20 protein-coding genes and 2 CRISPR repeat arrays are annotated in these 26,015 nt (G+C 67.1%); of the genes, 4 read left to right on the forward strand and 16 right to left on the reverse strand.

Annotated elements, in window-relative coordinates; translation table 11 throughout:
- Positions 1-45 precede the first annotated feature (45 nt).
- Positions 46-317: a CRISPR direct-repeat array (repeat unit 29 nt; unit sequence CGGTTCATCCCCGCGCAGGCGGGGCACAC).
- 129 nt (positions 318-446) lie between these two features.
- From cas2e to cas3, 11 genes are all read right to left on the reverse strand, one after another.
- Positions 447-749: a type I-E CRISPR-associated endoribonuclease Cas2e gene (gene cas2e, locus AC07WJ_RS21830; protein ID WP_494936747.1), complete on the reverse strand. Its 303-nt coding sequence runs from the start codon at positions 747-749 to the stop codon at positions 447-449.
- Positions 730-1,680, reverse strand: a complete 951-nt coding sequence (gene cas1e / locus AC07WJ_RS21835; protein WP_494936748.1) for a type I-E CRISPR-associated endonuclease Cas1e — start codon at positions 1,678-1,680, stop codon at positions 730-732. Before cas1e ends, cas2e begins: the two co-directional genes overlap by 20 nt.
- Before the next feature lie 6 nt (positions 1,681-1,686).
- Positions 1,687-2,376, reverse strand: a complete 690-nt coding sequence (cas6e, locus tag AC07WJ_RS21840) for a type I-E CRISPR-associated protein Cas6/Cse3/CasE (RefSeq protein ID WP_494936749.1) — start codon at positions 2,374-2,376, stop codon at positions 1,687-1,689.
- Entirely contained in the window at positions 2,373-3,224 is an 852-nt protein-coding gene (cas5e, locus tag AC07WJ_RS21845; RefSeq protein ID WP_494936750.1) for a type I-E CRISPR-associated protein Cas5/CasD, read from the reverse strand. The genes cas6e and cas5e overlap by 4 nt, the downstream gene beginning before the upstream one ends.
- Positions 3,166-4,233 (reverse strand): type I-E CRISPR-associated protein Cas7/Cse4/CasC, encoded by a 1,068-nt coding sequence (gene cas7e, locus AC07WJ_RS21850; protein WP_494936751.1) that lies wholly within the window; start codon positions 4,231-4,233, stop codon positions 3,166-3,168. Before cas7e ends, cas5e begins: the two co-directional genes overlap by 59 nt.
- Entirely contained in the window at positions 4,230-4,826 is a 597-nt protein-coding gene (casB, locus tag AC07WJ_RS21855; protein ID WP_494936752.1) for a type I-E CRISPR-associated protein Cse2/CasB, read from the reverse strand. The genes cas7e and casB overlap by 4 nt, the downstream gene beginning before the upstream one ends.
- The gene (gene casA / locus AC07WJ_RS21860) at positions 4,826-6,559 is read right to left on the reverse strand and encodes a type I-E CRISPR-associated protein Cse1/CasA (protein WP_494936753.1); all 1,734 of its coding nucleotides are present in this window, start codon (positions 6,557-6,559) and stop codon (positions 4,826-4,828) included. The genes casB and casA overlap by 1 nt, the downstream gene beginning before the upstream one ends.
- A gap of 243 nt (positions 6,560-6,802) precedes the next feature.
- Positions 6,803-6,991 carry a type II toxin-antitoxin system YhaV family toxin gene (locus AC07WJ_RS21865; RefSeq protein WP_494936754.1) on the reverse strand — a complete coding sequence of 63 codons (189 nt, stop codon included), beginning with the start codon at positions 6,989-6,991 and terminating at the stop codon, positions 6,803-6,805.
- The gene (locus AC07WJ_RS21870) at positions 6,988-7,308 is read right to left on the reverse strand and encodes a helix-turn-helix domain-containing protein (protein ID WP_494936755.1); all 321 of its coding nucleotides are present in this window, start codon (positions 7,306-7,308) and stop codon (positions 6,988-6,990) included. The genes AC07WJ_RS21865 and AC07WJ_RS21870 overlap by 4 nt, the downstream gene beginning before the upstream one ends.
- A 22-nt stretch (positions 7,309-7,330) precedes the next feature.
- The gene (locus tag AC07WJ_RS21875; protein WP_494936756.1) at positions 7,331-7,654 is read right to left on the reverse strand and encodes a type II toxin-antitoxin system RelE/ParE family toxin; all 324 of its coding nucleotides are present in this window, start codon (positions 7,652-7,654) and stop codon (positions 7,331-7,333) included.
- Between the two features lie 120 nt (positions 7,655-7,774).
- A CRISPR array of direct repeats spans positions 7,775-9,390; the repeat unit is 29 nt; unit sequence CGGTTCATCCCCGCGCAGGCGGGGCACAC.
- A gap of 205 nt (positions 9,391-9,595) precedes the next feature.
- Positions 9,596-12,208: a CRISPR-associated helicase Cas3' gene (cas3, locus tag AC07WJ_RS21880; protein ID WP_494936757.1), complete on the reverse strand. Its 2,613-nt coding sequence runs from the start codon at positions 12,206-12,208 to the stop codon at positions 9,596-9,598.
- Between the two features lie 336 nt (positions 12,209-12,544).
- Here cas3 and AC07WJ_RS21885 point away from each other — a divergent pair, with 336 nt between their 5' ends.
- Positions 12,545-13,804 carry an MFS transporter gene (locus tag AC07WJ_RS21885; protein ID WP_494936758.1) on the forward strand — a complete coding sequence of 420 codons (1,260 nt, stop codon included), beginning with the start codon at positions 12,545-12,547 and terminating at the stop codon, positions 13,802-13,804.
- 3 nt (positions 13,805-13,807) lie between these two features.
- Here the strand turns inward: AC07WJ_RS21885 and AC07WJ_RS21890 are convergent, their stop codons facing one another.
- On the reverse strand, positions 13,808-15,064 hold the full coding sequence (locus AC07WJ_RS21890) for a flavin-dependent oxidoreductase (protein ID WP_494936759.1): 1,257 nt from the start codon (positions 15,062-15,064) through the stop codon (positions 13,808-13,810).
- A gap of 174 nt (positions 15,065-15,238) precedes the next feature.
- Between AC07WJ_RS21890 and AC07WJ_RS21895 the strand changes: the two genes are divergently transcribed.
- Both AC07WJ_RS21895 and AC07WJ_RS21900 read left to right on the forward strand, forming a co-directional pair.
- Complete coding sequence (locus tag AC07WJ_RS21895; RefSeq protein WP_494936760.1) at positions 15,239-16,459, forward strand: GGDEF domain-containing protein; 1,221 nt, start codon at positions 15,239-15,241, stop codon at positions 16,457-16,459.
- A 183-nt stretch (positions 16,460-16,642) separates the two neighbouring features.
- Entirely contained in the window at positions 16,643-17,869 is a 1,227-nt protein-coding gene (locus tag AC07WJ_RS21900) for a GGDEF domain-containing protein (protein WP_494936761.1), read from the forward strand.
- Between the two features lies 1 nt (position 17,870).
- On the opposite strand, the gene AC07WJ_RS21905 is transcribed toward AC07WJ_RS21900, so the two are convergent.
- Entirely contained in the window at positions 17,871-19,328 is a 1,458-nt protein-coding gene (locus AC07WJ_RS21905; RefSeq protein ID WP_494936762.1) for an MFS transporter, read from the reverse strand.
- A gap of 195 nt (positions 19,329-19,523) precedes the next feature.
- On the opposite strand from AC07WJ_RS21905, the gene AC07WJ_RS21910 reads away from it, so the two are divergent.
- Entirely contained in the window at positions 19,524-20,528 is a 1,005-nt protein-coding gene (locus AC07WJ_RS21910) for a glucokinase (protein ID WP_494936763.1), read from the forward strand.
- A 43-nt stretch (positions 20,529-20,571) separates the two neighbouring features.
- Here the strand turns inward: AC07WJ_RS21910 and AC07WJ_RS21915 are convergent, their stop codons facing one another.
- The 3 genes from AC07WJ_RS21915 to AC07WJ_RS21925 form a co-directional block, all read right to left on the reverse strand.
- A complete protein-coding gene (locus AC07WJ_RS21915) occupies positions 20,572-22,821 on the reverse strand; it encodes an alpha,alpha-trehalose-phosphate synthase (UDP-forming) (RefSeq protein WP_494936764.1) in 2,250 nt (749 codons plus the stop codon).
- A gap of 181 nt (positions 22,822-23,002) precedes the next feature.
- Positions 23,003-24,787, reverse strand: a complete 1,785-nt coding sequence (locus AC07WJ_RS21920) for a glycoside hydrolase family 15 protein (protein ID WP_494936765.1) — start codon at positions 24,785-24,787, stop codon at positions 23,003-23,005.
- On the reverse strand, positions 24,784-25,782 hold the full coding sequence (locus tag AC07WJ_RS21925; RefSeq protein ID WP_494936766.1) for a trehalose-phosphatase: 999 nt from the start codon (positions 25,780-25,782) through the stop codon (positions 24,784-24,786). Before AC07WJ_RS21925 ends, AC07WJ_RS21920 begins: the two co-directional genes overlap by 4 nt.
- Positions 25,783-26,015: the final 233 nt, after the last annotated feature.

Below are 26,015 nucleotides of genomic sequence, written 5' to 3' on the forward strand. Positions count from 1 at the left end.
AGGCGGGGCACACGGACCCCAGGCGGCCCAGACTTCATCACCATGCGGTTCATCCCCGCGCAGGCGGGGCACACGCGGCGAAGGTGACGCGCGTCGCCGGCGACTGCGGTTCATCCCCGCGCAGGCGGGGCACACAGCTCACGGAGAGCGCGGCGAGATCCGCCAGGCGGTTCATCCCCGCGCAGGCGGGGCACACGATGTCGGCATGACGCGCATCTCGGCGCTGGCGGTTCATCCCCGCGCAGGCGGGGCACACCTTCTCGGCGATTTCGGCGAAGCGCTGCAGCTCGGTTCATCCCCGCGCAGGCGGGGCACACTCATCCGAATAAGCATTTGATTCATTGCACGATTTGCAATGTCGAAAAAGCTACCGGTTTTTGCAGTACGCTGACGCTCCGCTTCGCATCTGACGCCACGGGCCCAATCCCGGCCGCAGCGGCGTCATCTCAGGCGATCGGCACGCCCGGGCCTTTCGGCGGCTTGAAGCGCACCAAAGTAAGACCATCGAAGTCGATCGCCTCGCGACGGTTCTCGCCAACGGTCTCGAAGGCAAAGCCTGAATCGGTCGCAGCACTCCAGGCGATGACGGCGTTGCCCTCGCCGATCATCTGGCCGACTTCCTTCCAAATGCGCTCACGCGTCCGCTGGGAATAGACCCCGACATAGACACCGGCGCGCACTTCGGCGAGCCAGAGCGACAGCCGGCCACGCAGGCGTGGCGGCGCGTTCTCAACCACGATGACCATCATCGCCGGCCGCCTCCTTGCGCGGGATCGCGGGATCGGCGGCCTCGGGCGCGTCTTCGGCCTCGTCGGGTGGCGCAAGGCCGCCGGCGCGCAGGATGGCGTCGATGTCGGGAATGACGCGTTCGAGCAGGCCAGACTTGCGGAACAAGTCGCGGCAGGCGATGCGCACCTGGCGTTCCGGCGAGCCCTCGCCGCCCTTGCCCTTGGCGATCTTGGCCGCGGTGGCGAAGGCGGCGGGAACCACGATTTCAAATTTGTAGAGGTCGGCGATGTCGTAGACGAAGCTCTGCGGCTTGCCGCGATGCAGGAAGCCGATCGCCGGGGCATAACCGGAGGCGAGGATCGCCGCTTCGCACAGGCCATAGAGGCAGGCGGTGGCCGAGGACAGGCAGCGATTGGGAATATCGGCCTTGTCCCAGTCGCCCTGATCATAGCGCCGGGCCTTCCAGTCGACGTCGTGGCGCTGGGCCAGCAAGCGATAGATCTCCCGGACCCGCACGCCCTCCATGCCGCGCAACTGGTCGACCGAACGCCGCGCCGGCGGCTCCTCGTCGAAGCGGCGGCGGTACATCTCGCGCACCACGTTCAGCCGCGCCGCTTCGTCGAGGGCGTTGCGCGCCTGGAACAGCAGGCGTTCGGCCCGGGCGCCGCCCGGCTGGCCGGCCGCATAGAGCCGCACGCCACCCTCGCCGACCCAGACCAGCAGGCAGCCGACCTGGGCACAGAGTACGACGGCGGCATGGGAGACACGGGTGCCCGGCTCCAGCATCAGGCAGGCGAGGCCGCCGACCGGGATCTGCACCCGCACCCCGGTCTGGTCGACCAGGACGAAGGCACTGTCGAGCACGTCGAGCTGGCCATATTCCAGAAAGACAATGGCCGAGCGGTCCTTCAGCGGGATCGGGCGCAAGGGCACGAATACCGGCTCGGCCATGATGCGTCAGTCGCCGAGCGGCCTGAGCAGCATGAGCCCGAGCCCATAGGCGCGGCCCTTGCCGATGCCGGCGCGCAGGGTCGTCTCCAGAGCGGCGGAATCCTCGACGGTCAGCACGCCCTCGAAATCGACCACGGTGAACTCGGCCGGATGCGCCGAACCCTTCGCCTTGTCCTTCTCCTTCTTGCGGGAAACCTTAAGCAGATCATAGCGCTTCGCTTGGCAAAGCTCCGGGTCGAAGGTGACGCCCATGCGCTCGCCGCGCGCGGTCAGCCAAGCAAGTGCTGCGGCCTCCCGCTCCTCCGGCGTCAGCGGTCGCCCGACCTGTTTCTTGGCATGCAGCAGCACGTCGCGCACCAGGCTGCGCGCCCGCCCCGGCTGGGACAGGCTGACGGTCGGATTGGCCCGCAGCGAAAAGCCGTAACGCCGCCCCTTCACCGGAGCCGGCTGATAGGGGCGGCTCTTCAGGCTCCAGATGGCTTCCTCGCCCGCCGGCTGGCGTTGCGAGACGACCAGGAAACGCCCCGGCTCGGCCTCGCGGAACAGGAAGTCGCGTTCGGCATCGGGGTTGTCGCCGAACAGCAGCCAGACCAGCCGGTGGGCGCTGTCCTCCACGCTGCTGTCCAGCAGCAGGCGGGCATAGGCCCGCGCCTGCGGCGTATCCCGGCGCAATTCGGCGAGGGTCAGGAAGCTCATGCCGCGGCCTCCCCGGTTTGCGGCGCGGCGAAGATCAGGCTGCCTTCGCGGCGATCGGAAAACTGCCAGAGGCCGCGGTCACGCACGGCGTCGCGCCGCTGGCGGATGGCGCCACCGGCTTTGGCCTGTCGCTCCTCATCGGCAAGCCCGGCATCCCATTCGAACCAGATGGTGCGCTGGCGCTCGACGCGGCGCGTCACGAACCACGGGAAGCGGAGCTTGGCGTCAACATCCGCCTCCAACCCATCATAGGCCGCGAAGGCGGCCTGCAAGCCACCGACATTGACGACATAGGGCCGCGGCGGCCGGCCCAAGGGACAGGCCTTGCGACCGATATAGGGGATGAAGCACGGCTGTTTCAGCGCCCTCGCCAGCACGTCCAGCGAAGCGACCGCATCGCCCTTGCGCCAGAGCGCGACGGTGGCGGCGGCCTCCAGGCGATAAATGCGCTCAGACAGAACGGTGTTGAGTTCGTCCTTGTCTTCGAGCTCCTCCTGGCGGGTGCGCCATTGGCCGTTGCGGCGCGCCCTGGGCGCCTGCGCCGTATGATAGTCGCGCAACGGCCTGCCGGGCACGTCGACACGCACGGCGAAACCGAGGCCGATTTCCAGCGTGAGATGCGCCGCGGTCTCGTCGCGCATGAGGCCGAGCGCACCCGCCACAAGACCGAGGATCGCGGATTTCGACGGAGCGTCCCAGATGCCGCGCCGCTCGCCCACGGCGATGTCGCCGAAGGCGGCCATCGGCCCCGCCAGGCGAAAGACCAGGAAGTCGCGCTCGCTCATGGCCTCAGGCCCCGACAGCCGCGCGGCCAGCGGCGACCAGGTCGGCCAGGCTGCCGTGGCCATCCGCCGCCACCTTCATGTCAGTCACTTGCAGAACTTCATCATAGGCCGAGGCAAAGCCATTCCGCAGATCGGTCAGGCGCTTGTACGAGGCCTCGAAATGATCGTTCTCGCCGGAGCCCGCCCCAACCGGATGCTGGAAGGCCGAGGCGAGGCTGCGCGGCGTCTCCTTGCCGGTTTCGAGCAGCGCGTAGCGGGCCTTGGCCCGGCTGGCGAAAGCGTTCTGCTTGCCGCTGGGGCTGACGGTCGCGGCCGCGCGGATCAAAGCCTCCACCGCATCGGCGGCGAGCGCCTTGTCGCCCGAGAGATTGTCGACCAGCAGATCGGCATTGAGGCAGATATAGAGATAAAAGAGCCCAGCACCGAATTCCTGCACGCCGATGAAACCGGCGCCGCGATCGGCCTCGTCATCAGCATTCTTGATGTCGTCGACGGCGGTGTAATAGTCGTCCTCGACAGTGGCGCGGTGGGTGGTGAAGGCATGGGCCACCTGGACGGCGGCCTCGACATTGAAGCCGGAATTGTCGGCCAGCATCCGGCCGAACATGGCGATGTCGGCGGCGCGCGGCTTGTCCTTCAGCACCAGCACCTCTTTCTTGTCGAGCTCGGCCGAGGCGGCCAACCGGTCGGCAAGGCCGGCGATGGTCGCCAGTTCGTCCGGGCCGAGATGAACGAGCTGTTCGGTCGTCGCCTGCCCCTTCTTCACCTTGCCCAGGCTGTCATGTTCGATCACCGCCTCGGCGCGGGCCTTGGCGTCTTCCTCGCTCAAACCACGCGCGACGAGCGCCGTGACCAGTTCGCGGGCGAAATGCTGCGAGCGCTTGCCGAGTGCGCCCGGCAAGCCCTCGATGAATACATCCGAGGTGCGGAAGGCACGCTTGAGGCTCTGCGAGGAAATCCTGAGGCGTTCGGCGCCGCCGAAATTGAGCGTCTTCGGCCGGCCGGTATCGTCGCGGTTGAGATTGGCGGCGGCATAGGGCGTGAGCAGGTGCAGTTGCAGGAAGCGGGTCATGGAGAGGCAGGCTCCGGCTTGGCGATATCGGTTTCGGTCGGTTCCAGGCCCTCGGTGTCAAGCCCGTAATAGGCGCGCGCCCAGTCGCGGCGCACGCGCGGCACATGCCGCCAAAGCAGCAGCGAGGCGCCGAGTTCGCCGACCGGCGCCTGCCGGTCGAGCAGAGCCGAAAGCCGGCGCGCCTCACTGAACAGATCGCCGGAGGTCGAAACCCGCATCAGCCGCAGGAAACGCACTTCCTTCATCTTGCGCGCATCCTCATCAGGCCCCCCGAGCATGGCGGCCGTCTTGCGCTTGGCGGCATCCTGCCTGATGCGGGCGAGCGTCACTGCGGCGGTGACGAGATCCGCCTCGCAGTCGTCCGGCAGATCTGTGATGGCCCGGATGCGCCGATAGAGCTTGCGAAAGCCATTCTCGCCGAGCGCCAAGGGCACGTTCGGTTCAAGTCCCTGGCCAAAATCCGCCATGTCGAGCCGGCGCAGACGGGCAAGGGCTGCCCGATCCGCCCCGCGGGCGTCATTCTTGCTGTCGGTCAGGTCTTCCCACCAGTCCCGGAAGACCGTCTCGATGAATTGGCGGCGATCGTCGCGCATCAAGCCGGCTCCTTGGCTTTCGTGGCCTTCGGCGCGGGGCTCAAATTGAGCGCGCGGCGAACCTCGGCCTTGGCATGGTCCGAAAAAGCAAAGACGAGTAGCTGGCGCGCCGACAACAGGCGGCGCGGATTGGCATCGGTCATTCCGTTGAGATCGACCGTGTCGTCGAAGATGGACAAGGCGCGATGACGCAAGGTACCGCGCCAATTCTGCTTCAGATCGATGGTGGGAGCAGCGCCGTGCTCGAAATGCAGCGTGAGCCTTCCCAGCAGGTCTCTGAAATCGGCTTCGGTCTCGCGCCAGAACCGTTCGGCGGGTTCCGGCAGAGCATCCAAAGGCAAAGTCTCGGGCAGCCGATAGGAACCGTCCCTGGCCTGGCCGTAGAGCGCGATCTTGACGGCGTAGCGCAGTGTCCGGGCGGCGGCGTCTGCCCCCGCGATGGTTTCGCTCAGGGCCTGGCGCAGGTCGCCATGCGCTTCGTCATGCACCTTCACCCAGGGAAAACGGGCCTCCAGCCATTGCCGGGCCTTCATATTGTCCATGTCGAAACCGAAAGCCTCGATGCCTTCGCCACCGGCGGCCAGCAGATCGTCCACCTCCAGGCGCCGATCGCGCCAAAGGCGCAGCGGTTCCGCCGGTTGGTCCTCCTCGCCCTTCAAGCCCCACCAGGCGATCCAGTCGCCATAGTCCGACGGCCCGGCATGGGGATGCAGCGGCAGCTTTCCAGCCTTCTTGTCGTTCCGATAGGGCGACAGGGAGTGTTGCCAGGAAAGATAGTTGGCGCCGTAATTGAGCGTGCGGTAGCCGACCGCGCCGCGGCCCTCGCTACCGCTCAGGGCGCAGGTCATGTCCTGGGCGAAATCCAGCCGGATGCGTCGTGGGCAGGCGAAGAAGGCTAGCGCCGGGTGACGCCCCTCGGGCGCGACGATCTCGCCCTTGGCCGAAGTCATGGTCGGGCGGAGCCACGGGAAGATCCGCCCGGGATCCGCGGTGCCCGCATCCGGATCGGCGTCTGGCACGTTGGCCCAGATCCGATCCCACAGGGTCGCGACCGCGAGGCGCTTGCGAACCAGGGCCAGCAAGGTCGTCAGCGGGCCACCGCCACGCAACGAAGTACGGTGGCCGGCGCCGCCCGATGGCGCATAGGTCTGCAAGGTGATCAGCGCCGCCGCCGCATAAGGCAGGCTCAGGCCGCTTGCCCCGCCGCGTTTGACGAAGAGATCGGCATTGTTCTTCAGCGTGTTCTCGCCGGGCGCATCGATCAACAGGCCGCTCAGCGGCTTCATCTCCGCCGCTTCCAGTGAATCGAAATCCTGGAAGGCGCGCGGACCGTCACCATCGAAATCGAAAGCCGGGACGAAGAGTGCGAAAGCCGCCCGCAGGCTGTCGGGCGACGGCGGAGCGCGAAAGTGGTCGGCCCACTCGATCTCGTCTCGCGGCGCCATGGCGAGCCAGGTGAGGCCGATGAGCCATTCCGTCAGCGCAGCGTTCCAGTCGGCCCGGGGGAAGTCGAGGGCGACGATCGGGTCGTCGTCGAAACCGTCAGTGACGACGCAGGGCGCGACGACGGCACGCAGGCCGGACGCGCGCCTGACTTCGAGCCAAGCATCTACGATCAAATTGAGTGGCATGGCGAGCTCACAGCTACATCCAATGATTGTTCTTATGGAACGAGCCCACTCACTGCTACGTAATATGACGCTACGGTAGACAAAGGCCGTGGCTCGCGTCAAGCACCCTCAACTCCCTCCTGGGTTAACCTCAAGGTTCAAAATTCTGGATTTTATCGTCCCTGAATTGGCACGGAACTCTCAATCAATCGGAATCAACCTTCAGGAGAAACAATATTATTTATCAATTATTAGGAAGCAAATCGCACCCGAGGTCCTACCTCCAAGCCCGCAACCTGCAAATAGCGTCCCCAAATAACTTCGAGCTCTCCGAGCAACATTCCCCGACACGGCCAGTTGCTCGGCCTAACGGCACGCCACTTCCGTGGCGGTCGCCAGAAGATCATTCCAATCGTTCGGCGGATCACCCTCGTCGAGCCGACGCGCGAAGACGGCATAGGGGTCATTGCGCGCGCCTGCCTTGCGCAAAGTGTTTTCGTCGTCGACCAAGGCATAGATGATGATGCGACCTGCGTGGCCCCCCTCTCCGCTCATGCCGCATCGTCCGCGTGCGCGTCGATCCGTGGATGCACGCTGACGGAGACTTCTACTCTCTGGTCGAAGCGGTTCGGGATCGTCATCAAGCGATCGATGGTGAAGCGATCAAGCTTCGCCTGGCGAATGCGAGAGAAGTCAGCGGCGGCGATAGCGGTCATCTCCTCTGCGCGCCGGACAGTGAGTGCGCGCGTATCGAGAACACCGATGATCTTCGCAGCCAACAGGGACTTCAACTGCTCGGCATCGGCATTGGGATGACCGAGGTCACGGGAAACGTTGCCGCTACCACGCACCAATTCGAAATCGTCCGTCATGACAGCACCTCTTTCAGCCTCTTCAGGGGCTCGCGCGCAACAGATCGATGTCCTGCCTCGGCGTTTCGATACCGCTCTTGGACTTCTTCTGAAAGGCATGGACGACCCAGATGTCCTCGCCGATCTGCACCGCATAGACGACGCGCCGTGCGTCACCTCGATGCTTCAGTGCGGCCTCGAATACATCAGCCCCAAGTCCATGGAGCGGTTTGGCAGCATCCGCTTTCGTTTCATCGGCTGCGATGGTGAGTGCTCGGAGCGCATCTGTTTGCACGATCCCCGGAAAGGCATCGAATGCTTTGCGCGCGGCCTTGATCCAAGAAATCGGGCGCGTCGCGATGTCCATTGGGACGCCTTAGTCAAATTTGACTACACACAAGGCTTCAGCCTTGAGATTTGCATCTAATGGCTCGTCCCGCGCGGACGGGGCACACGGCTCCCCGGTGCTCGACGCGAATTTCAAGATCGGTCTATCCCCGCGCAGGCGGGGCACACCTCGACCCCGGCTCGGCGGGCGGCGGTGAGGGCGGTTCATCCCCGCGCAGGCGGGGCACACTACGGCATCAGACAAGTTTTCGATCCTGGCGTCGGTTCATCCCCGCGCAGGCGGGGCACACGGCAAGCTGAATGTGAGGCTCCGGCTGGCGCTCGGTTCATCCCCGCGCAGGCGGGGCACACGTGCCATCATCCTCGATGACGACGGTCAGATGCGGTTCATCCCCGCGCAGGCGGGGCACACACGATAACGCTTCGCATCGCTCGACTGGCTGGCGGTTCATCCCCGCGCAGGCGGGGCACACGGCCGTCGTTGCCGCACTATAGACGGCCAATTGCGGTTCATCCCCGCGCAGGCGGGGCACACGACCAGACCCATTGCGTCGTCTGGAATTTGATCGGTTCATCCCCGCGCAGGCGGGGCACACTTCATCAGCAAAACCAATGAGTTGCGAGAAAGCGGTTCATCCCCGCGCAGGCGGGGCACACCGCGTAATGACGCCGTCATTGACGTCGGTGGCCGGTTCATCCCCGCGCAGGCGGGGCACACCGATCGGTCGAGAGACAGGACGACGTTGGCTGCGGTTCATCCCCGCGCAGGCGGGGCACACGCGATCACGGCGCCGGCGATCTCTTTGCCTGCCGGTTCATCCCCGCGCAGGCGGGGCACACTCGGCGCGCGCCGTTGACGCATTCTCCAGGATCGGTTCATCCCCGCGCAGGCGGGGCACACGGAATTCGTGTTCAGCCCGAGACCAAAGAGGCCGGTTCATCCCCGCGCAGGCGGGGCACACATGGCGCCGCCCAGTCCCTACGACGGTGTCACCGGTTCATCCCCGCGCAGGCGGGGCACACGTGAGCACCAAGACCATCGGGTTGAACGTCGTCGGTTCATCCCCGCGCAGGCGGGGCACACGCGCGGCCACGGGGGTGGTTGAGCGTGATGAACGGTTCATCCCCGCGCAGGCGGGGCACACCTCGCTCGCTGCAATGCAGCGAGACAATGATCCGGTTCATCCCCGCGCAGGCGGGGCACACCATTTCCACACGACGCTTCAGCTCGAGGAGGGCGGTTCATCCCCGCGCAGGCGGGGCACACCACAGCTCGGGACAGGCTTGGCTGCAACCGCGCGGTTCATCCCCGCGCAGGCGGGGCACACGGTCGCGGTCGCCAGGTCGCCGACAATTTTTCCGGTTCATCCCCGCGCAGGCGGGGCACACGTAATCAGAGTCTGAATGCCGTCTGCCGTGCCCGGTTCATCCCCGCGCAGGCGGGGCACACGCATCGACGCCAAGGATGCGCTCGCCCTGCAACGGTTCATCCCCGCGCAGGCGGGGCACACTCGAGATCGATCTCGTTGGTCGAGCCCGGCGGCGGTTCATCCCCGCGCAGGCGGGGCACACCGCAGCGCCGGCGGCGGGGCGGTCAGTAGCTCCGGTTCATCCCCGCGCAGGCGGGGCACACATGGCCAGGACGACATATTACGTGATGCAGCCCGGTTCATCCCCGCGCAGGCGGGGCACACGCGCAGACCGACCAGCACGGCCCGCATGCGTCCGGTTCATCCCCGCGCAGGCGGGGCACACTCATCCCGATAAGCGTTTGATTCATTGCATGATTTGCAACCTCGAAAAAGCTACCGAATTTTCGCGGAGATCCCAGGGAGCCCGCGCGGGCCCTGTCGCGCGACAACTGCCGAGCGCCCATCAGCCAAATGCGCGAGGGTGAGCCGGCTTGTTCTATCCGATGGATCGCGGCGCGCGATTAGTCCCACATGCGCAAGGTCAGCCGCTATCCGACGGTCTCAAGACCGGTGGCGCGGGAATAACGCACGGCTTGTCGCCGCCCCCGCGCATCGGTCCAGGCGCCGTCCCAGGTCCCGGGTGAAGCCCCAGGCGTCAAAGCCAGAATGGGCGGTGGATCGAAACGGCCTGCCCAGCTCTGCTGCGCCGCAGTGATCGCGGCGGCGGCCAGATCCGGCGCTTCCGTTTCGGCAACTCGGTTCGCCCGCACGGCAATCTCCGACAAGCGCCAGGATCGCATCTCCGTCTCGGCTTCGCTCCAGGGCCGCAAGCTGCCATCGGCCCAGCGGGCGAGACGCAACGTGCGGGTATCCTCGCCGAGACGCGTCGGCGTCTTGTCGTCGCTGTCCCACGCGCCGGCCTCGCGATGGAAGCGATCAACTTTCAGGACATTGAGATTGCCGATGGCCCGCTCCGCCTGACGCTTGGCCTCGGCGCGCAACGCGCTGTCGTCGAGACCAGGTGGATAGGCGACCGCTTCGGCGCCAAAGACGGATTCGATCAGGTCGCGCGGCGAACCGCTCGCCAGCGGCAGGCCCCCCTTGTCGGCCAAGACACGCATGGTGCGCCAGAGCTGGCCGGCATCGGGATAGACGAAGCATGCGTGGGGAAACGGGCCCGCATACCAGTCCGGTCCGGCATTCTCGGTCGCCTCGGGCCCGACGACCCAGAGCTCCGGCGGCGGGCGCCAGGGTCGATGACCATGGCGCTGCAGCCGGCCCGCCCGCTGGATCATCAGGTCGATCGGGCAGAGATCGGTTGCCAGATAGTCGAAATCGAGATCAAGGCTCTGCTCGACGACCTGGGTCGCCACCAGGATCCGCCCGCGCCTGGCCCGCGGACTACCGTCGCGGCCGAAACGGGCCAGCGCCTCGCCTTCCCGCTCCATTCGGTCGCCAAGGGCGAAACGCCCGTGGAACAGATCCACCGTCACATCCTCGCCGGCAATTGCCCTCAAATGATCGAAGGCCGCCACCGCATCCTTCACGGTGTTCCTGACATAGGCACAGCAGGCGCCGCCACGCGCCGCCTCGACCAATGCGGCCATGACCTCACCCGGCCGGTCGAAGCGGCGCATGGGCAAGTCGCGGCGCGTGCCGCGGGCGGCCGCGAGCGGCGTCTCGGCGAGGCCGGCCGCGCCGACCTCGGTGACCAGCGGAAAGGCCAGGCTGCGCGCCGCGATCGCAGGCGAGCCGGCATAGATCGCCGCAAGCCTCTGACGCTGCGCCAGCGTCAAGGTTGCCGACAGGACGATGGCCGAGCCGCCCAGCGCATGGTGGAACCTGAGCAGCTGTTCCAAGCCGGCCGCCATATAGGGATCGTAGCTATGGGCCTCGTCGACGACCAGGACCCGCCGCGACAGGGCGGCCAGCCGGAGCGATTGGTGGCGGCTCGGCAGAATCGCGAGAAGCGCCTGGTCGAGCGTGCCGATGCCGATCTGGGCCAGAAAGGTCTTGCGGCGGTCGTCGGCGACGAAGGCCGCGCAGGCCGCCTCGCCGCTGATCGCCTCGGCCCCCTCGCCGCCATAGGACCGGATCTGGTCGCGCCCGATGGAAGCCTGGAAGCCGTCGTTCAAATCGCGGGCGCTATGGGCCAGGACCAGCGACGGCACGATGCCGTCGGTCGCGAAAAGCTTGCGATAGATGCGCTCCAGCCGGGCGTGAAGGCCATTGGCCGTCGCCATGCTGGGCAAGGCCCAATACAGGCCTTCGGCCGCGGTCGCCTGCATCAGCCGATGGGCCAGGATGAGCGCCGCCTCGGTCTTGCCGGAGCCGGTCAGATCTTCGATGAGGTATAGCCGCGGCCCGCTACCCGGCCTTTGCCGCTCGGCCCAGGCCTGCAGGGGCGAGGCGACGGCATCCGTGCCCAGCAGCGTCTTGAGATCGACGTGTGTCGCACTCGCCGCTTCCTCGAGGCGCGCTTGCGTCACCGCCACCTCGGCGCGCTGTCGGGCGAGAGCCCAATAGGCTTCGAGCTCATGGACCGGCGGCTCAAAGGCGAACCACTGCTGGTTCGAGCCGATCCAGTCGGCCAGGATCATCAGGCCGGCGACGCGCCAGGTCTCGGCATGATTGCCGACACGCTGCGCATCGGGCGCGCCGATCAGTGTCACCACGGCGTCGATGAAAGCTTGGGCATCAGCCTGTGCGTCGTTCGACATGGCGTTGCGCGCCCCCGTCGACTGCGCGACCGGGGCGCCATGATGGGCGAAGGCTGCCGCCATCCAGCGCCGCAGCGCGCTGAAGCGCCGGTCGTTCAGTTCATACCAGAGCACCGCTCCCATCTCGCCGTGCCCCCGCCGGTCATCGGCGGCGAAGGCGCCGGGCATCAGCTCCTGGTGCAGGGCCGGCGCCTTCTGCTGAAAATTCTCGGCGAACTTGCCGAGATCGTGCAGGGCGGCGGCGAGGATTAGCCGGCGGCGCGTCTCCGCAACAGACAAATCCGATGCGCCCGCGATCGCCGCGAGCCAATGTGGACGCAGCTCGAGCAAGGCGCCCATGGCCGCCGCGACGTCGAGGCTGTGATAGGCCAGGGGATGCCACGGAAACGCCCCTTCAAGCGGGCGGGCCTTGCCCCAGTACCGCGCCAGGTATCGCGGCATCCCGACATCTGCCCTCGTCGCCTGCATCAGGTGCACCCTGCGCTTTCCGCTATCGGTCGCTGAACGGACCGTCTCTGCCTGCTCGATTCATGTCTTGATCGTCGCATTCAAAACGATGCCGTCAATGCGACAGAATACTCCTTCGAACAGTGATGACCTGGGGCGCTCTCGGCGCGAGCGACAACGGCCCGGAGCCCGGCAGGAACGGCCCGCGCACACCGCTCACATTCCCGTTCAGCGCGCCGGAACGACTTGGGCGCGCGGCGCATCTCCTATAGGAAGGCTGCTGCACGTCCGGGTGATGTGCCGGAGCCTGCGACGAGACCGTTCGAGACCATGACCGCCCAGCCCAGTCTGTCGGAGGCCGAAACCGCGGCCGATGCGCCGGCCCCGCCCGACCGATTGCTCGACCATCAGGGCTTTGTGCTGTTCTGGGTTGCCCGCGTGCTGTCGGCGCTCGGCTACCAGATCGCCGCCGTGGCCATCGGCTGGCACGTCTATGCCAAGACCGGCAGCGCCTATGCTCTCGGCCTCATCGGCCTTGCCCAATTCGTGCCGATGGTGCTGCTGACCTTCGTGGTCGGCCATGTCGCCGATCGGTTCGACCGGCGGCGCATCGTCATGCTGTGCCAGGTCATCGAGGCGGCGACGCTTGGCGTCGTCACCCTCGGCGTGATCGGCGACTGGCTGACGGTTCCGGCCATCTTCGCGGCGGTCGCCGTGCTCGGCGCCGCCCGCTCGTTCGAAAGCCCGACCTTCTCGGCGCTGCTGCCGGCGCTGCTGCCGACCGACCTGTTGTCGCGGGCGCTTGCGATCTCGTCCTCGGCAATGCAGACGGCGACGATCATCGGACCGTCCGTCGGCGGCCTGCTCTATGCGCTGGGCGCCGGCCTGCCATTGGGGCTGGCGGCGATCTGCCTTGGCGCGGCGGCCATCGCCACGGCGCTGATCAAGGTGGAGCGCACGGCGCCGAGCCGGGAGCCGATCACCTTGCATTCGGTGTTCTCGGGCGTCCTGTTCATTCGCAGCCGGCCGCTGATCCTCGGCACCATTTCGCTCGACCTGTTCGCCGTGCTGCTCGGCGGGGTCACCGCGCTCCTGCCGATCTTTGCCCATGACGTGCTGCAGACCGGCCCCTGGGGCCTCGGGCTCCTGCGCTCGGCTCCCGCCGTCGGCGCGATCCTGATGTCGATCGTGCTGATGCGGCTGTCGATGCACAGCCGGGTCGGCCTGAAGATGTTCGCGGCCGTCATCACCTTCGGGCTCGCCACGATCGTCTTTTCAGCCTCGACCCATCTCATCCTCTCGCTGGCCGCGCTGGCGGTGATGGGGGCTGCCGACAATGTCAGCGTGGTGATCCGCAATTCGCTGGTGCTGCTGTCGACGCCGGACGAGATGCGCGGCCGGGTCAACGCCGTCAACTCGCTGTTCATCGGCACCTCGAACCAGCTCGGCGAATTCGAATCCGGCATGGTCGCCGGGCTGATCGGCGCGGTGCCCGCCGGCATCATCGGCGGGGTCGGCACCGTGCTGGTGGCGCTCGTCTGGATGAGGCTGTTCCCGGCGGTGCGCCGGGCCGAGACGCTGACCGGCTAGAGCTCAGCCCGGCACTCCGGCCCGATTGACCTTGTCGCGGGAAAAGCCGGCGACCTGCTTGTAGCGCGCCGCGATGGCCTCCAGCTCCTCGCGGCTGATGACCTCGTTGATATCGGCGAAACCGCCGGGGGCGCGCTGCTCGGCCAGTTGCATCACCTGTTCCGGGCCGTTGCCGCGATTGGCCAGCACGATCGCCGAGGTCGGCGGCCGGCGCTCGGCTTCATAGGCCGCCAATGCCTCGGGGGTCGGTCCCTGCGAGGCCAGGGCCGCGGCAAGCGCCTCGGCATCCAGGATCGCCTGGGAGGCGCCGTTGGAACCGATCGGATACATCGGATGGGCGGCATCCCCCATCAGCGTGACGCGGCCGAACGACCAGCGCTCCAGCGGATCGCGGTCGACCAGCGGATATTCGTAAATCGTCGTGGCGCCGGCCATGAGGGCGGGAACATCGAGCCAGTCAAAGCGCCAGCCGGCGAAGGAGGGAGCGATGTCCTCGAGCCGGGCGGTGCGATCCCAGTCCTCGGCGCGCCACCCCTTGGAGCGGTCGAATGACAGCTCGGCGATCCAGTTGACCCGCACCGGCCCGGCGCCATCCGGGCTGGTGGTCAAGGGATAGCAGACGAATTTGCGGTCCTGGTGGCCTGCCATGATCATGGTGCGGCCGGACAGGAACGGCACGGCGGCCTCGGTGATCGCCCGCCACAGGACGCGCCCGTTCCAGATCGGGGCCCCCTCCGCCGGGTAGAGCCTAGCCCTGACCGCCGAATGGATGCCGTCGGCACCAATGAGGATGTCGCCCTGCAGCCGGCTTGCCAGCTGGCCGGCGCGGCCGGCGAAAGACGCCTCGATCCCGCCACCAGGCATGTCGGCGACATCGACGAAGCGCTCGCCGAGCCGAAGACTGCCGGATCCCAGCCGCGCCACCACCTCATCCCGCAGAATGGCCTGCAAGGTCCCGCGATGAATGGAGAACTGCGGATAGTCGTAGCCGGCATCGAGGCCGCGCGGCTCGCTCCAGATCAGCTGGCCGTGCCTGTTGAAATAGCTCAACTCCTTGGTGCGGACGGCCGCGGCGGCAAGCTTGTCCTGCAGGCCGAGCCCGGTCAGCACGCGCACCGCATGGGGCAGCAGGTTGATGCCGACACCGAGCGGACGGATCTCGCCGACCTGCTCGTGCACGGTAGCCGCGATGTCTCTTTGATGCAGCGCGAGCGCGGTGATCAGGCCGCCAATGCCGCCGCCGGCAATGATGATGGACAAGCGATATCTCCCATTCCGCGATGCCGCGCCGGTTTTCCGTCGCGTTCGGCCCTGACCCGCTGTTAATATATCCCTCGTATGGTCGATAGTCCCGATGAGGGATTGTCTTGCCGGCAGAGTGCCCGATATGCGAGCGGAGGGGTGACGCTCGCTGCGGGCTGCGAAAGCGAAGTCATGACAGTTGACGTTCCGACGCTCTACATCGTCATCCTGACCAATTGCGTGGCGATCGGCCTGGTCTGGCTGTTCGTCATCCGCGCCCATCCGAGCCTGATCGCCGGACGCATCTGGATGGCCGGCGCCTTCATCGGCGCGGCCGGAGCCGGAGCCTCCATGCTGCGCATCGGGGCCGCGCCGCTCCTCGCCATTCTCGTCGGCAACGGCCTGCTGATCCTGGCCTCCTGCCTGAGCTGGATCGGCACACGCCAGTTTCTCGGCGAAAGGCTGCCCTGGCGCGCAACCGCCGCCGTCACCCTCGGCTCGCTGCCGGCGCTGGCCATGTTCACCCTCTGGCACGACGATATCGCCGCGCGGATCGTCGTCTATTCGGTCGGCCAGTGCATTCCGCTCGGCTTCGCCATGGCGGATCTGCTGAGCCGGCGCGAGGGACGGCGCACGCCCGGCATGATGCTCGCGGCCACCGCCATGGGCTTCGTGGTCGTCGGCGACGTGCTTCGCGCGGTGCTGGCGACGACCGGCACGGGCGGTCCGTTGAGCTTCCTGAACTTCAACAGCGTCCAGTCGGCCTTCCTGCTGACCACCCTGTTCGGCGCCATGGTGTGGAATTTCGGCTTCCTGCTGATGACCATCGATCGGCTGAGAAACGAAATCATCCACCTCGCCGTGCTCGACGACCTCACCGGCATCGCCAACCGACGCCGGTTCATCCAGCGGCTCGACGAGGAATGTTCGCGCTCCTGCCGGACCGGCCAGCCCTTCGCCCTGCTCGCCATCGACCTGGACGGCTTCAAGGGCATCAACGATCGCTACGGCCATCAGGCCGGCGACGCCTGCCTGCGCCAGTTCACAGACGGGGCGCTGTTGCGCCTGCGGGGACACGATCTCCTGGCCCGCACCGGCGGCGACGAGTTCTGCGTCATTCTGCCCGCCACGGGTCTGAAGGCCGCCGAGGCCGTCGCCCGCTCGCTGGTCGAAAGCGCGCGCGAGCAATGGCTCGACTGGGAGGGCGAAGCCGTGCGCACCACGGTCAGCATCGGGCTCGCCGAGTGGTCGAAGCGCATCGGCCGCGATACCGGCCTCTTGATGGCCTTGGCCGACGAGGCGCTCTACGAGGCCAAGCGGGCCGGTCGCGACACCTTCGTCGCGGCCCGGCGCGACCGCTTGTTCAAGATGCTCGACGCCCAGAACAAGCCGGCGACAGCCGCCGGCATTTGACGGCCCACGGAAAACACCGGCCGCAGGGCGCTGCCACGGATTTGCGCACCGCCCGGCAAACGCCTTCAGGAACAGGCTCTTAACACATGCCTTGTATTGCTGATGCCAGACAAATGCTGCGTCGGCGGAATGCATGGCATTCGTGACGGCGCAGCCGCGCGCAGCGGGGCGGGAAGCGGTGCCATGATGACGGTCGACGTTCCGACACTGTGTATCATTACCGTCGCCAATGGGTTGGGGCTCGCGCTCGTCTGGCTGTTCGCCAGCCGGGCCTATCCGAACCTCGCGGCCGCCCGGACCTGGATGGTGGCGGTGCTTCTCGGGGCCACCGGCGCCGCGACCGTCGCGCTGCTGCGCGAGGCCATTCCGCCCCTGCCGGCCATTCTCCTCGGTACCGGCCTGTTGAATCTCTCCCTGTGCCTGACCTGGGCCGGCACGCGGCAGTTCCTCGGCGAGAAACTGCCCTGGAAGGCTTGCCTGGCGATCACCACCACCGTTCTGGTCGTGCTCGGCACGTTCACGCTCTGGCGCGACGATATCGCGACCAGGATCGCGTTGTTCTCGATCGGCCAGTGCGTTCCGCTCGGCCTGGCCATTTCCGACCTCATGAGCCGGCGCGACGGGCGGCGCACGCCAGGCATGGTGCTGGCGGCTTTCGCCATGGGCTTCGTGGCCCTGGCCAATTTGCTGCGGGGTGGGCTGGCGCTCGCCGGCATCGGCGGCGAGGTGAGTTTCGTCACGCTCAACGCACCGCAGTCCGGCGCGCTTCTGGCCGCCCTGTTCGGGGCCATGGTGTGGAATTTCGGCTTCCTGCTGATGTCGATCGACCGGCTCAGGAACGAGATCATCCACCTGGCCGTGCTCGACGACCTGACCGGCATCGCCAATCGGCGCCGGTTCATCGAGCGGCTCGACGAGGAATGCCAGCGCGCCAGCCGCACCGGCCAGTCCTTTGCGCTCATCGCCATCGACCTCGACGACTTCAAGGGCATCAACGATCGCCACGGCCACCAGGCGGGGGATGCCTGCCTGCGTCAATTCGCGACCGGGGCCTTGGCGCGGCTGCGCGGCCACGACCTGCTGGCGCGCATCGGCGGCGACGAATTCTGCGCCATCCTGCCCGCAGCCACGCCGGAAGCGGCCGAGGCGGTCGCCCGGTCGCTGGTCGAGACCGTGCGCGATCAACGCCTGGACTGGGAAGGCCAGACGCTGCGCGCCACCATCAGCATCGGTATCGCGACATGGTCGAAGCGCGTCGGCCACGATTCCCGCCTTCTGCTGGCGCAGGCCGACGAGGCGCTCTACGACGCCAAGCGCGCCGGACGCGACACCTATGCGGCCGCCCGGCGCGAACGTCCATTCGAGCTCATGGACGTGCGGCGGAGCCCGGCGGAGGCGACCGCAGCCTGACTTAATCCAGCGACGACAGGGGCCGGCTGACCTCCTCCAGCGACTTGCGCTCGGCCGCCACCCCGAAGCGCAGCATGACCAGGGCCGCGGCCATCATCAGCACCGCGCCGAGCAGATAGCCCGCCGTCAAGGACAGCCGCGAGCCGGTATCGATCAGCGCCCCGAACAGCCAGGGCCCGGCAACGCCGCCGATGCCGGTGCCGAAGGCGTAGAAGATGGCGATGGCAACCGCCCGAAGCTCGAGCGGGAAGGTTTCGCTCACTGTCAGGTAGGCGGAACTGGCGGCTGCCGAGGCAAAGAAGAAGATCACCATCCAGGCCACCGTCTGGGTCGCCGCAGTCAGCCAGCCCACCGCGAACAGAGCCCCTGACAGCGCCAAAAGCAAGCCCGACATGGCATAGGTGAAGGCGACCATCGGCTTGCGGCCGACGGTGTCGAACAGGCGCCCGAGCAGCAGCGGCCCCAGCACATTGCCGGCCGCAAAAGGCAGGATGTACCAGCCGACGTGGTGTGACGCGATGCCGTAGAAATCGGTCAGAACCAGCGCATAAGTGAAGAAGATGGCGTTGTAGAAGAAGGCCTGGGCGGCCATCAGCACCAGACCGACGACGGTACGCCGGCGATGCCGATGCAAGAGCGTATGCGTGATCTCGGCAAAGGCCGTCGAGCGGCGCGTGACCAGCCTGACCCGCGGCAAGGGCCCTTCGGGGATGACGTGGCCTTCGGCGCGCAATTGCCGCTCGATACCGCCGACGATCGCCTCGGCCTCGGCGATCCGGCCATGGGTCATCAGCCAGCGCGGGCTTTCAGGCAGCCACAGGCGCATGAAAACGATGACCAGCGCCAGGGCCGCGCCGGTCAGGAAGGCCGCCCGCCACCCCCATTCCGGATCGATCACGGCCGGGTCGAGCAGCATGATGGCGCCAAAAGCGCCGAGCGCCGCGCCGATCCAGAAGCTGCCATTGATCACGAGGTCGGTCCAGCCGCGGACGCGCGCCGGGATCAATTCCTGGATGGTCGAGTTGATCGCGGCATATTCGCCGCCGATGCCAGCGCCGGTGAGAAACCGGAACAGCATGAAACTCCAGAGATTCCAGGAGAATGCAGTGGCCGCGGTCGCCGCCAGATAGACGCCGAGCGTGATGAAGAACAGCTTCTTGCGTCCGAGCCGGTCGGTCAGCCAGCCGAAAAACAGGGCGCCGATGACCGCCCCGGCGAGATAGGCGCTGCCGACCAGGCCGATATCGCTGTTGGTGAACTGCAGGACGGGGCTCGCCTTGAGCGCCCCAGACAAGGTACCGGCAAGCGTGACCTCGAGGCCGTCCAGGATCCAGGTAATGCCGAGCGCCACCACCACGAGGGTGTGAAAACGCCCCCAAGGCAGGCGGTCGAGCCGCGCCGGAATATCCGTTTCGACGATGTCGCCGGCCCTGGCCGGCGGCCCGGATGATCTATGCACGCGCTTGGCTCCTCGGCCGACAACGCGCGAGCTCGTCAGAAGTTCACGCAGGCCCGCCCGGCGCGCCGGGATGCGGCCCAGGACCGTCATGCGGGTTCCCTCGGTGACGCCGCGGGGCCATAATCACGGCTACGACAGCGCCCGCGATGACGCCTTCGCGGGATAGCCACGCGATGAACCTCGAGCGCGCACACCATGCATTTTCCGCTTCCCGCCCTGATCTGCGATGTCGGCGGCACCAATGTCCGGGTCGCCCGGCTGGACCAGCCAGGTGCGGCCCCCATTCCCATCGGCCATGCCGCGACCCAGGGCGCCGGCGGCTTCGCCGAAACCGTCGCCGCCATGGACGGTACGGCTCTGGCCCGCTCGATGATCGTTTGCGCCGCCGGACCCTTGCATGGACGCAGCGTGAAGCTGACCAATGCCGCCTGGTCTTTCGACGGGCCGACGGTCGCCGATGCGCTCGGGCTCGAGCAGGGCCTGCTGCTGCAGGATTTCGAGGCACTGGCCCTGTCGATCCCCAGCTTCGACGCCGCTCGCCTCCGGGTGATCGGCCCGCCGTTCGGCACGCCGCCTGGCCAGCCGGCAGGTCCGCGCCTGATTCTCGGGCCGGGCACCGGGCTCGGGGCTGCGGCACTGATCACCGTCGACGGCCGTTACCTGGCGATCGCCAGCGAAGCCGGCCATGTCGAGTTCGGCGCAGCCGGCGAAGGCGAAATGGCGTTCTGGCCTTATCTCGAGCCCGTCTGCGGCCGGATCACCAGCGAAAGCATCTTGTCGGGCGACGGCCTCTCGCGCCTGCACCACGCCCGCCTCCAGGCGGCCGGCATCGGCGCGACATCGGTCGACCAGGCCGCCATCGTCGCCCGAGCGCTCGCCGACCCGGGCGGGCCGGAGAGCGACAGCGTGCGTCTGTTCTGGCGGCTGACCGCGCGCTTTGCCGGCGATCTCGCGCTGATCTACCTCGCGACCGGCGGCGTGACGCTGGCGGGCGGCATCCTGCCCCGGATCAGCCCGCTCATCGACGACAAGGCGTTCCGCAGCGCCTTCGAGGCCAAGGCTCCGATGGAGCCGCTGATGCGCGACATGCCGACCAGCCTGCTGACCCAGCCGCAGGCGGTGCTGGCGGGCATGGCGGCGATCGTCACCGATCCCAGCCGCTTCCTGATCGACTACGCCGCGCGCGCCTGGCGCCGCTGACGGCCGGGCCCCCCGTGACGCCGGTCCGGAGACCAGGTCACGCTCAGAGCCCCTTGCCCGCCTCGAAGTCGGCGACCTTCTGGCGCTTTCTCAACCGGGACGCATCGAGCAGGATCTGGCCGGCCCAGCGGTAGACATTGCGCTCGCGGACATGCGCGCGCATCAGGTGCATGCGCTCGCGCCGCTCGGCCTCCGGCATGGACAGCGCGCGGTGCACGGCGTCGGACATGCCGTGAATATCGTAGGGATTGATGATCAGCGCCTCGCCCAATTCGCTCGAGGCGCCGGCGAAGCGCGACAACACCAGCACGCCGCCCTCGTCGTCACGAGAGGCGACGAACTCCTTGGCCACCAGATTCATCCCGTCGTGCAAGCTGGAAACCACGCAGATATCGGCGGCCCGGAACAGCTCGTAGACCTCGTCCGGCTCATGGTGCCGGATCACCAGGAGGATCGGCTGATAGGCCTCGCCGCCATGGCGTTCGTTGATTTCCGCCGTCAGCCGGATCGCATCGTCCTGCAGCGTCGCGTAGCTCGCCAGCTTCGAGCGGGTCGGCGCCACCACCTGGATGAACACCAGTTTGCCGAGCCATTCGGGATAGCGGGTCAAGAGATCGTCCATGGCCCGCAGCCGGTCGAGAATGCCCTTGGTGTAGTCGAAGCGCTCGATACCGATGCCGATGCGGATATCCGCCGGCAGGCGATAGCGGGCGATGACCGCCTCGCGGCAGGCGGCGACCGGCGCTTGTCCCTCCATGGCCGCCGGCGGCCACTCGATCGAGATCGGATAGGGCCGGACCATGGTTTCGTGGCCGCCAAAGGTGACCGACGCCTGTTCGCGATCGATCCGGCTTTCCATGTAGCGGTCGACCGTGTCGAAGAAATTGTTGCAATGCGAGCGCGTGTGGAAGCCAAGCACGGTGCTACCAAGCAGCCCCTCGATGATCTCCTCCTTCCACGGACAGATGCCGAAGGCTTCGGCATTCGGCCAGGGAATGTGCCAGAAGGTCAGGATCGTCGCCTTGGGCAATTGCTCGCGGATCATCCGCGGCACCAGCGCGAAATGGTAATCTTGCACCATCACGACGGGATCAGGGCGTGTCGCCTCGCGCACCACCGCATCGGCGAAGCGCTGGTTGATCGCGACATATTGCTGCCAGTCGCTCTCGCGAAAGATCGGCCGGACATAGGCGATGTGGCAGAGCGGCCAGAGGCCTTCATTGGCCAGGCCGTAATAGTAGCCTTCCTGCTCGTCATCGGTCATCCAGACGCGCCGCAACCGGTAGGCCGGATTGCCGGGCGGCACCTGGACATGATCGAAGCCGTCGACGGTGTCGCGATCGGCGGTGCCGCTGCCATGGGCGATCCAGGTGCCGCCGCAGGCCCGCATCACCGGCTCGAGCGCCGAGACGAGGCCGCTGGCCGGCCGCTGGACGACGATGCCGCCCTCCGCATGGTTGTGAATATAGGGCTCGCGGTTGGAGACCACGAAGACCTCGGTGTCGGGCAATTCATTGTCCAGGAGGTCGTGCAGGGTCTTCGGCGACCACTCGACGGGACTGCCGTCTTCCAGCCGGATCTTTTCGCGGAAATCGCGCAGCAGGCTGCGAATCTCGGTGGTGACCGGCGGCGGCGGCACGATCGGCTTGGCCAGGCTGCGCGGCTGGCCCTCGCGCAGATCGTTGATGGTGGCGAGCACCGAATTCATCAACCGCCGCTGCAGCAGGATGACGGTGAGCGCGGCCAGCGTCCCGGCGAGCAGGATCAAGGCCAGCGCGCCGGCGATCAGATACCAGCGCGCCTCCAGGACACGGTCGGCGACGAAGCGCAATTCATGGACGATCAGGAGGCGGCCCTTCGGCGTGCCGTTGCCGACCGGAAAGCCCCCGACGATGACGCGGTTGCCGCTGTTGTTGAAGACCGCGAAGCGCACCGGCCGGGCCGGCGCCCCGCCGACATCGCCGACCGCCGCGCAGGAGATGACCTTGGGCATGTGCCCGGTGGCGACCACCATCTGGCCGCCGGCATCGCACAGGCCGAGCGCCAGGATGCGCTCGTCGCTGGTAAAGCGCTCGAACAGCGGCGCCAGATCCGTCGGCGTGCCAGCCATAGCCTGCTCGACCCGATCACGGATCGACCGGAACACCAGGCCCGAGCGCAGCTCCAGATCGCGCTGCGACCAGCGCTCGATCAGGCCTTGCGACAACGGCACGAAGGCGACGACAAGGCCGGCCAGCACGATCGTCACGATGGTGATGATGACGGCGACACGGGGCAATCTCTTCATGGGCATTCGGGCTTTCCGGACATTCAGGCGTGCAATGCGGGATGACAGGGACATCGCTTCGCCAGGCTCATGATCGAGGCGATGCCGGTCGCGGGGGGTCCTTTCGTCGATCGAGAAGAGCGCCAGGATCGAGCGTCGTGCCGGGAGCACGGCCTGATCGTGCCCCTGGCAATAACGTCGGCCCTGGCTAGTGGATCCATTCGCGCGACAGCCGCATGGCTGTCACGATGATGCCGACCATCGAATAGGTCTGGGGAAAATTGCCCCACAGTTCGCCAGTCACGGGGTCGATGTCTTCCGACAGCAGGCCCACGTGATTGCGCCTGGCGAGCAGGGCCTCGAACAGTTGCCGCGCCTCGTCGCGCCGGCCGATCGCGACCAGGGCGTCGGCCAGCCAGAAGCTGCAGATATTGAAGGAGGTCTCGGGTGCGCCGAAATCGTCGTTCTCGTCATAACGCATGAGGAAGCCGGAACGGGTCAGCCGGCGCTGCAGCGTTTCGACGGTGCGGACGTAGCGCTGGTCGGTTGCCTCGACGACGCCGAGCTCGGCCAGCAGCAACGTACTGGCATCGGCCCCGCTGCCGTCGAAACGCGAGGCGAACAGGCCCTCTTTCTCATTCCAGGCACGCGTCAATATGGCTTCGCGGATGCGCGCGGCATGGCCCTGCCAATAGGTCTCCCGTTCGGTCAAGGAGAGCTTGTGGGCGATCCGGGCCAGGCGGTCGCAGGCGGCAAAACACATGGCGGCCGAATGCGTGTGGATCGCCTTGCGGCCACGATATTCCCAAATGCCGGCGTCCGGCTCGAAGGCCATGGCCGCGGCCGTCTCGCCGAGCGCCTCCAGCTCACGGAACAGCGTGGCATCGCCCATCTTGGGCAACCGGCTGTCGTAGAACATGTGCGAGGCCGCGAGGATCAGGCTGCCGGTGACGTCGTGCTGGACCTGTTCGGCGGCGGCGTTGCCGATCCGGACCGGCCCGTCGCCATTAAAGCCCGGCAGCGATTCTGCGATCCACTCCTCGAGCGACTGCTCCGGCACGATGGCATAAACCGGCTTCAGTTGCGGCCCGGTCTCGGTGGCGATGACGGTACGCACATAGTCGAGGAACCCCTCCATGGTCAGCGTCGCGCCGAGCTTGTTCAACGCGTGAACGGTGAAATAGGCATCGCGCAGCCAGCAGAACCGGTAATCCCAGTTGCGCCCGGAGCGCGGCGCTTCGGGCAGCGACGTGGTGAGCGCCGCGACCACCGCGCCGGTTTCCTCGCAGGAACAGAGCTTCAGCGTGATGGCGGCGCGGATCACCGCGTCCTGCCATTCGTAGGGCACCGACAGGTAGCGCACCCAGTCCAGCCAATATTGCCGGGTCTGACGCAGGAACGACCACCAGATCTCCTCGATCGAATTCGGGAAGGTCTCGTCGGCGTGAACGATGAGCGTCACCGGCTTGGTCGGCGAAAACTTGGCTTCGGCCGACAGATAGGCCACGGGAATATCCGAAGTCAGGCGCACCGAACCCGCCTCCGAGACATAGCGCACGTGATTGCTGCCCGGCACCACCGTCCCGTCGAGCCGGCCATAAGCGAAGGTCGGCCGCATCAGCACGCGAATTCGCGGATTGCCGGCCACCGGTTCGATCCGGCGCATCAGCATGGGCGGCCGGAAAACCCGGTCGAACTGCTTGAAGCGCGGCGCGAAATCGGTGATGCGCACCGCCGATCCATCAGCCGCGGTCAGCAGCGTGGTGAGCACCGCCGTGTTGCGCTCGTAGACCTGGCGCGTCGCGACGACACCATTGAGCTCGACCGACATCAGGCCGCGCTGCGGCTCGGGCCCGCCGAGCAGCGCCGAGAACAAAGGATCGCTGTCGATCCGCGGCCAGCAGGTCCAGAGGATCCGCGCCTTGTCGTCGACGAGCGCGGCAATGGCGCTGTTGCCGATCACGGCGAGCTGGGGAGGTGCGATATCGGTCATTGGGCAAGCCCTGCATTGAGGTCCGCGATCCAGGACCGCACATGGGCGGCGCTGCGGAACGCTGCGCCGGCGGCGCCGAAATGTTCGCCTGCCACTGTCAGCCCGAAACCACCGGCGGCGCGCGCCACCGCAAAGGCGTCCTCGTCGGCATGATCGTCGCCGATCATGATGGGGCAGCGCCCGGCGAACGGCGTTGCCGCCATGATCCGCGCAATAGCCGTACCCTTGGATGTGCCGTCGGGAATCAACTCGGCCACCGCCCGCCCCCGCTTCAGGTGATAGCCCTCGCCATGATCGGCCAGCAGGACGGCAAGAGCGGCTTCGACCCTGCCGCCGACGGTCGGGACCTGCCGATAATGGACCGTGAGGATCGGCCCCTTCTGCTCCAGCCGAAGGCCCGGAATGCTGGCGGCGAGCCGGACCACCCCGTCGAGCAGGCCTTGAGGCAGTTGCGCCGCCGACCACTCGCGGCAGGGCGACGCGACGCCGTCGAAGGCCGGGCCTTCGCCGTCGTCCACCGGCAGGTCGAGATCCGGAACGTCGCCTCGCGCGGCGCCGGGTCGCCCGGCTTCGGGCACCGGCGTTGCGCAGCCGTGGACTTCAAGGTCGAGAGATTCAAGGCTCTGGGCTTCAGCCCCTCCGGTTTGGAAACCTTGGAATTCGAGACCGTGCATGCCTGAGCCGACGACCTCCGCAGGTGCGAGCAGGAGCTCGACATCAGCCAGCCGCCGACCCGTGACCACGGCGACCGCTCCACCGAGCCACCGTCGCACACCGGCCAGGTCGCCGGCGAGGTCGGTCGGGGCCGACACCAGCTCCGGCGTCTCGGCGATATCGACCAGCGTGCCGTCGACATCGAAGTAGAGCGCGTAGTCGGTCGGCCTGGCGGCGATCAGCCAGGCCAGATCAGCGACCGAGGGAGCGGCCGGCCAATCCGCCCGAAAGGCGTCCAAAAGGGTGTCGGCGGGCCGGGAGGGAGGGAAATCGAACATCATCAAACCTGCTGCAGCACGAAACGGCCCGCGCCACGGTTGCGCCGCAACGAAAAATGCGCCGCACCGCAGATGCGGCCCGGCGTCACATTGGACGGGAGGTGGTGGCAATTTTCAGACAAGCGGTATGGCGGATCGCGGTTGCGGGAATAGAGAATGGAAAACCCGCCAGGGCCCAAAAGGTTCCGGCCACACCGAAATAATTCCGGCGGCGGCGGGCCAAACCTGGCCCGCCA

This window comes from Phreatobacter sp. GW821-FHT04C01 (assembly GCF_059420385.1).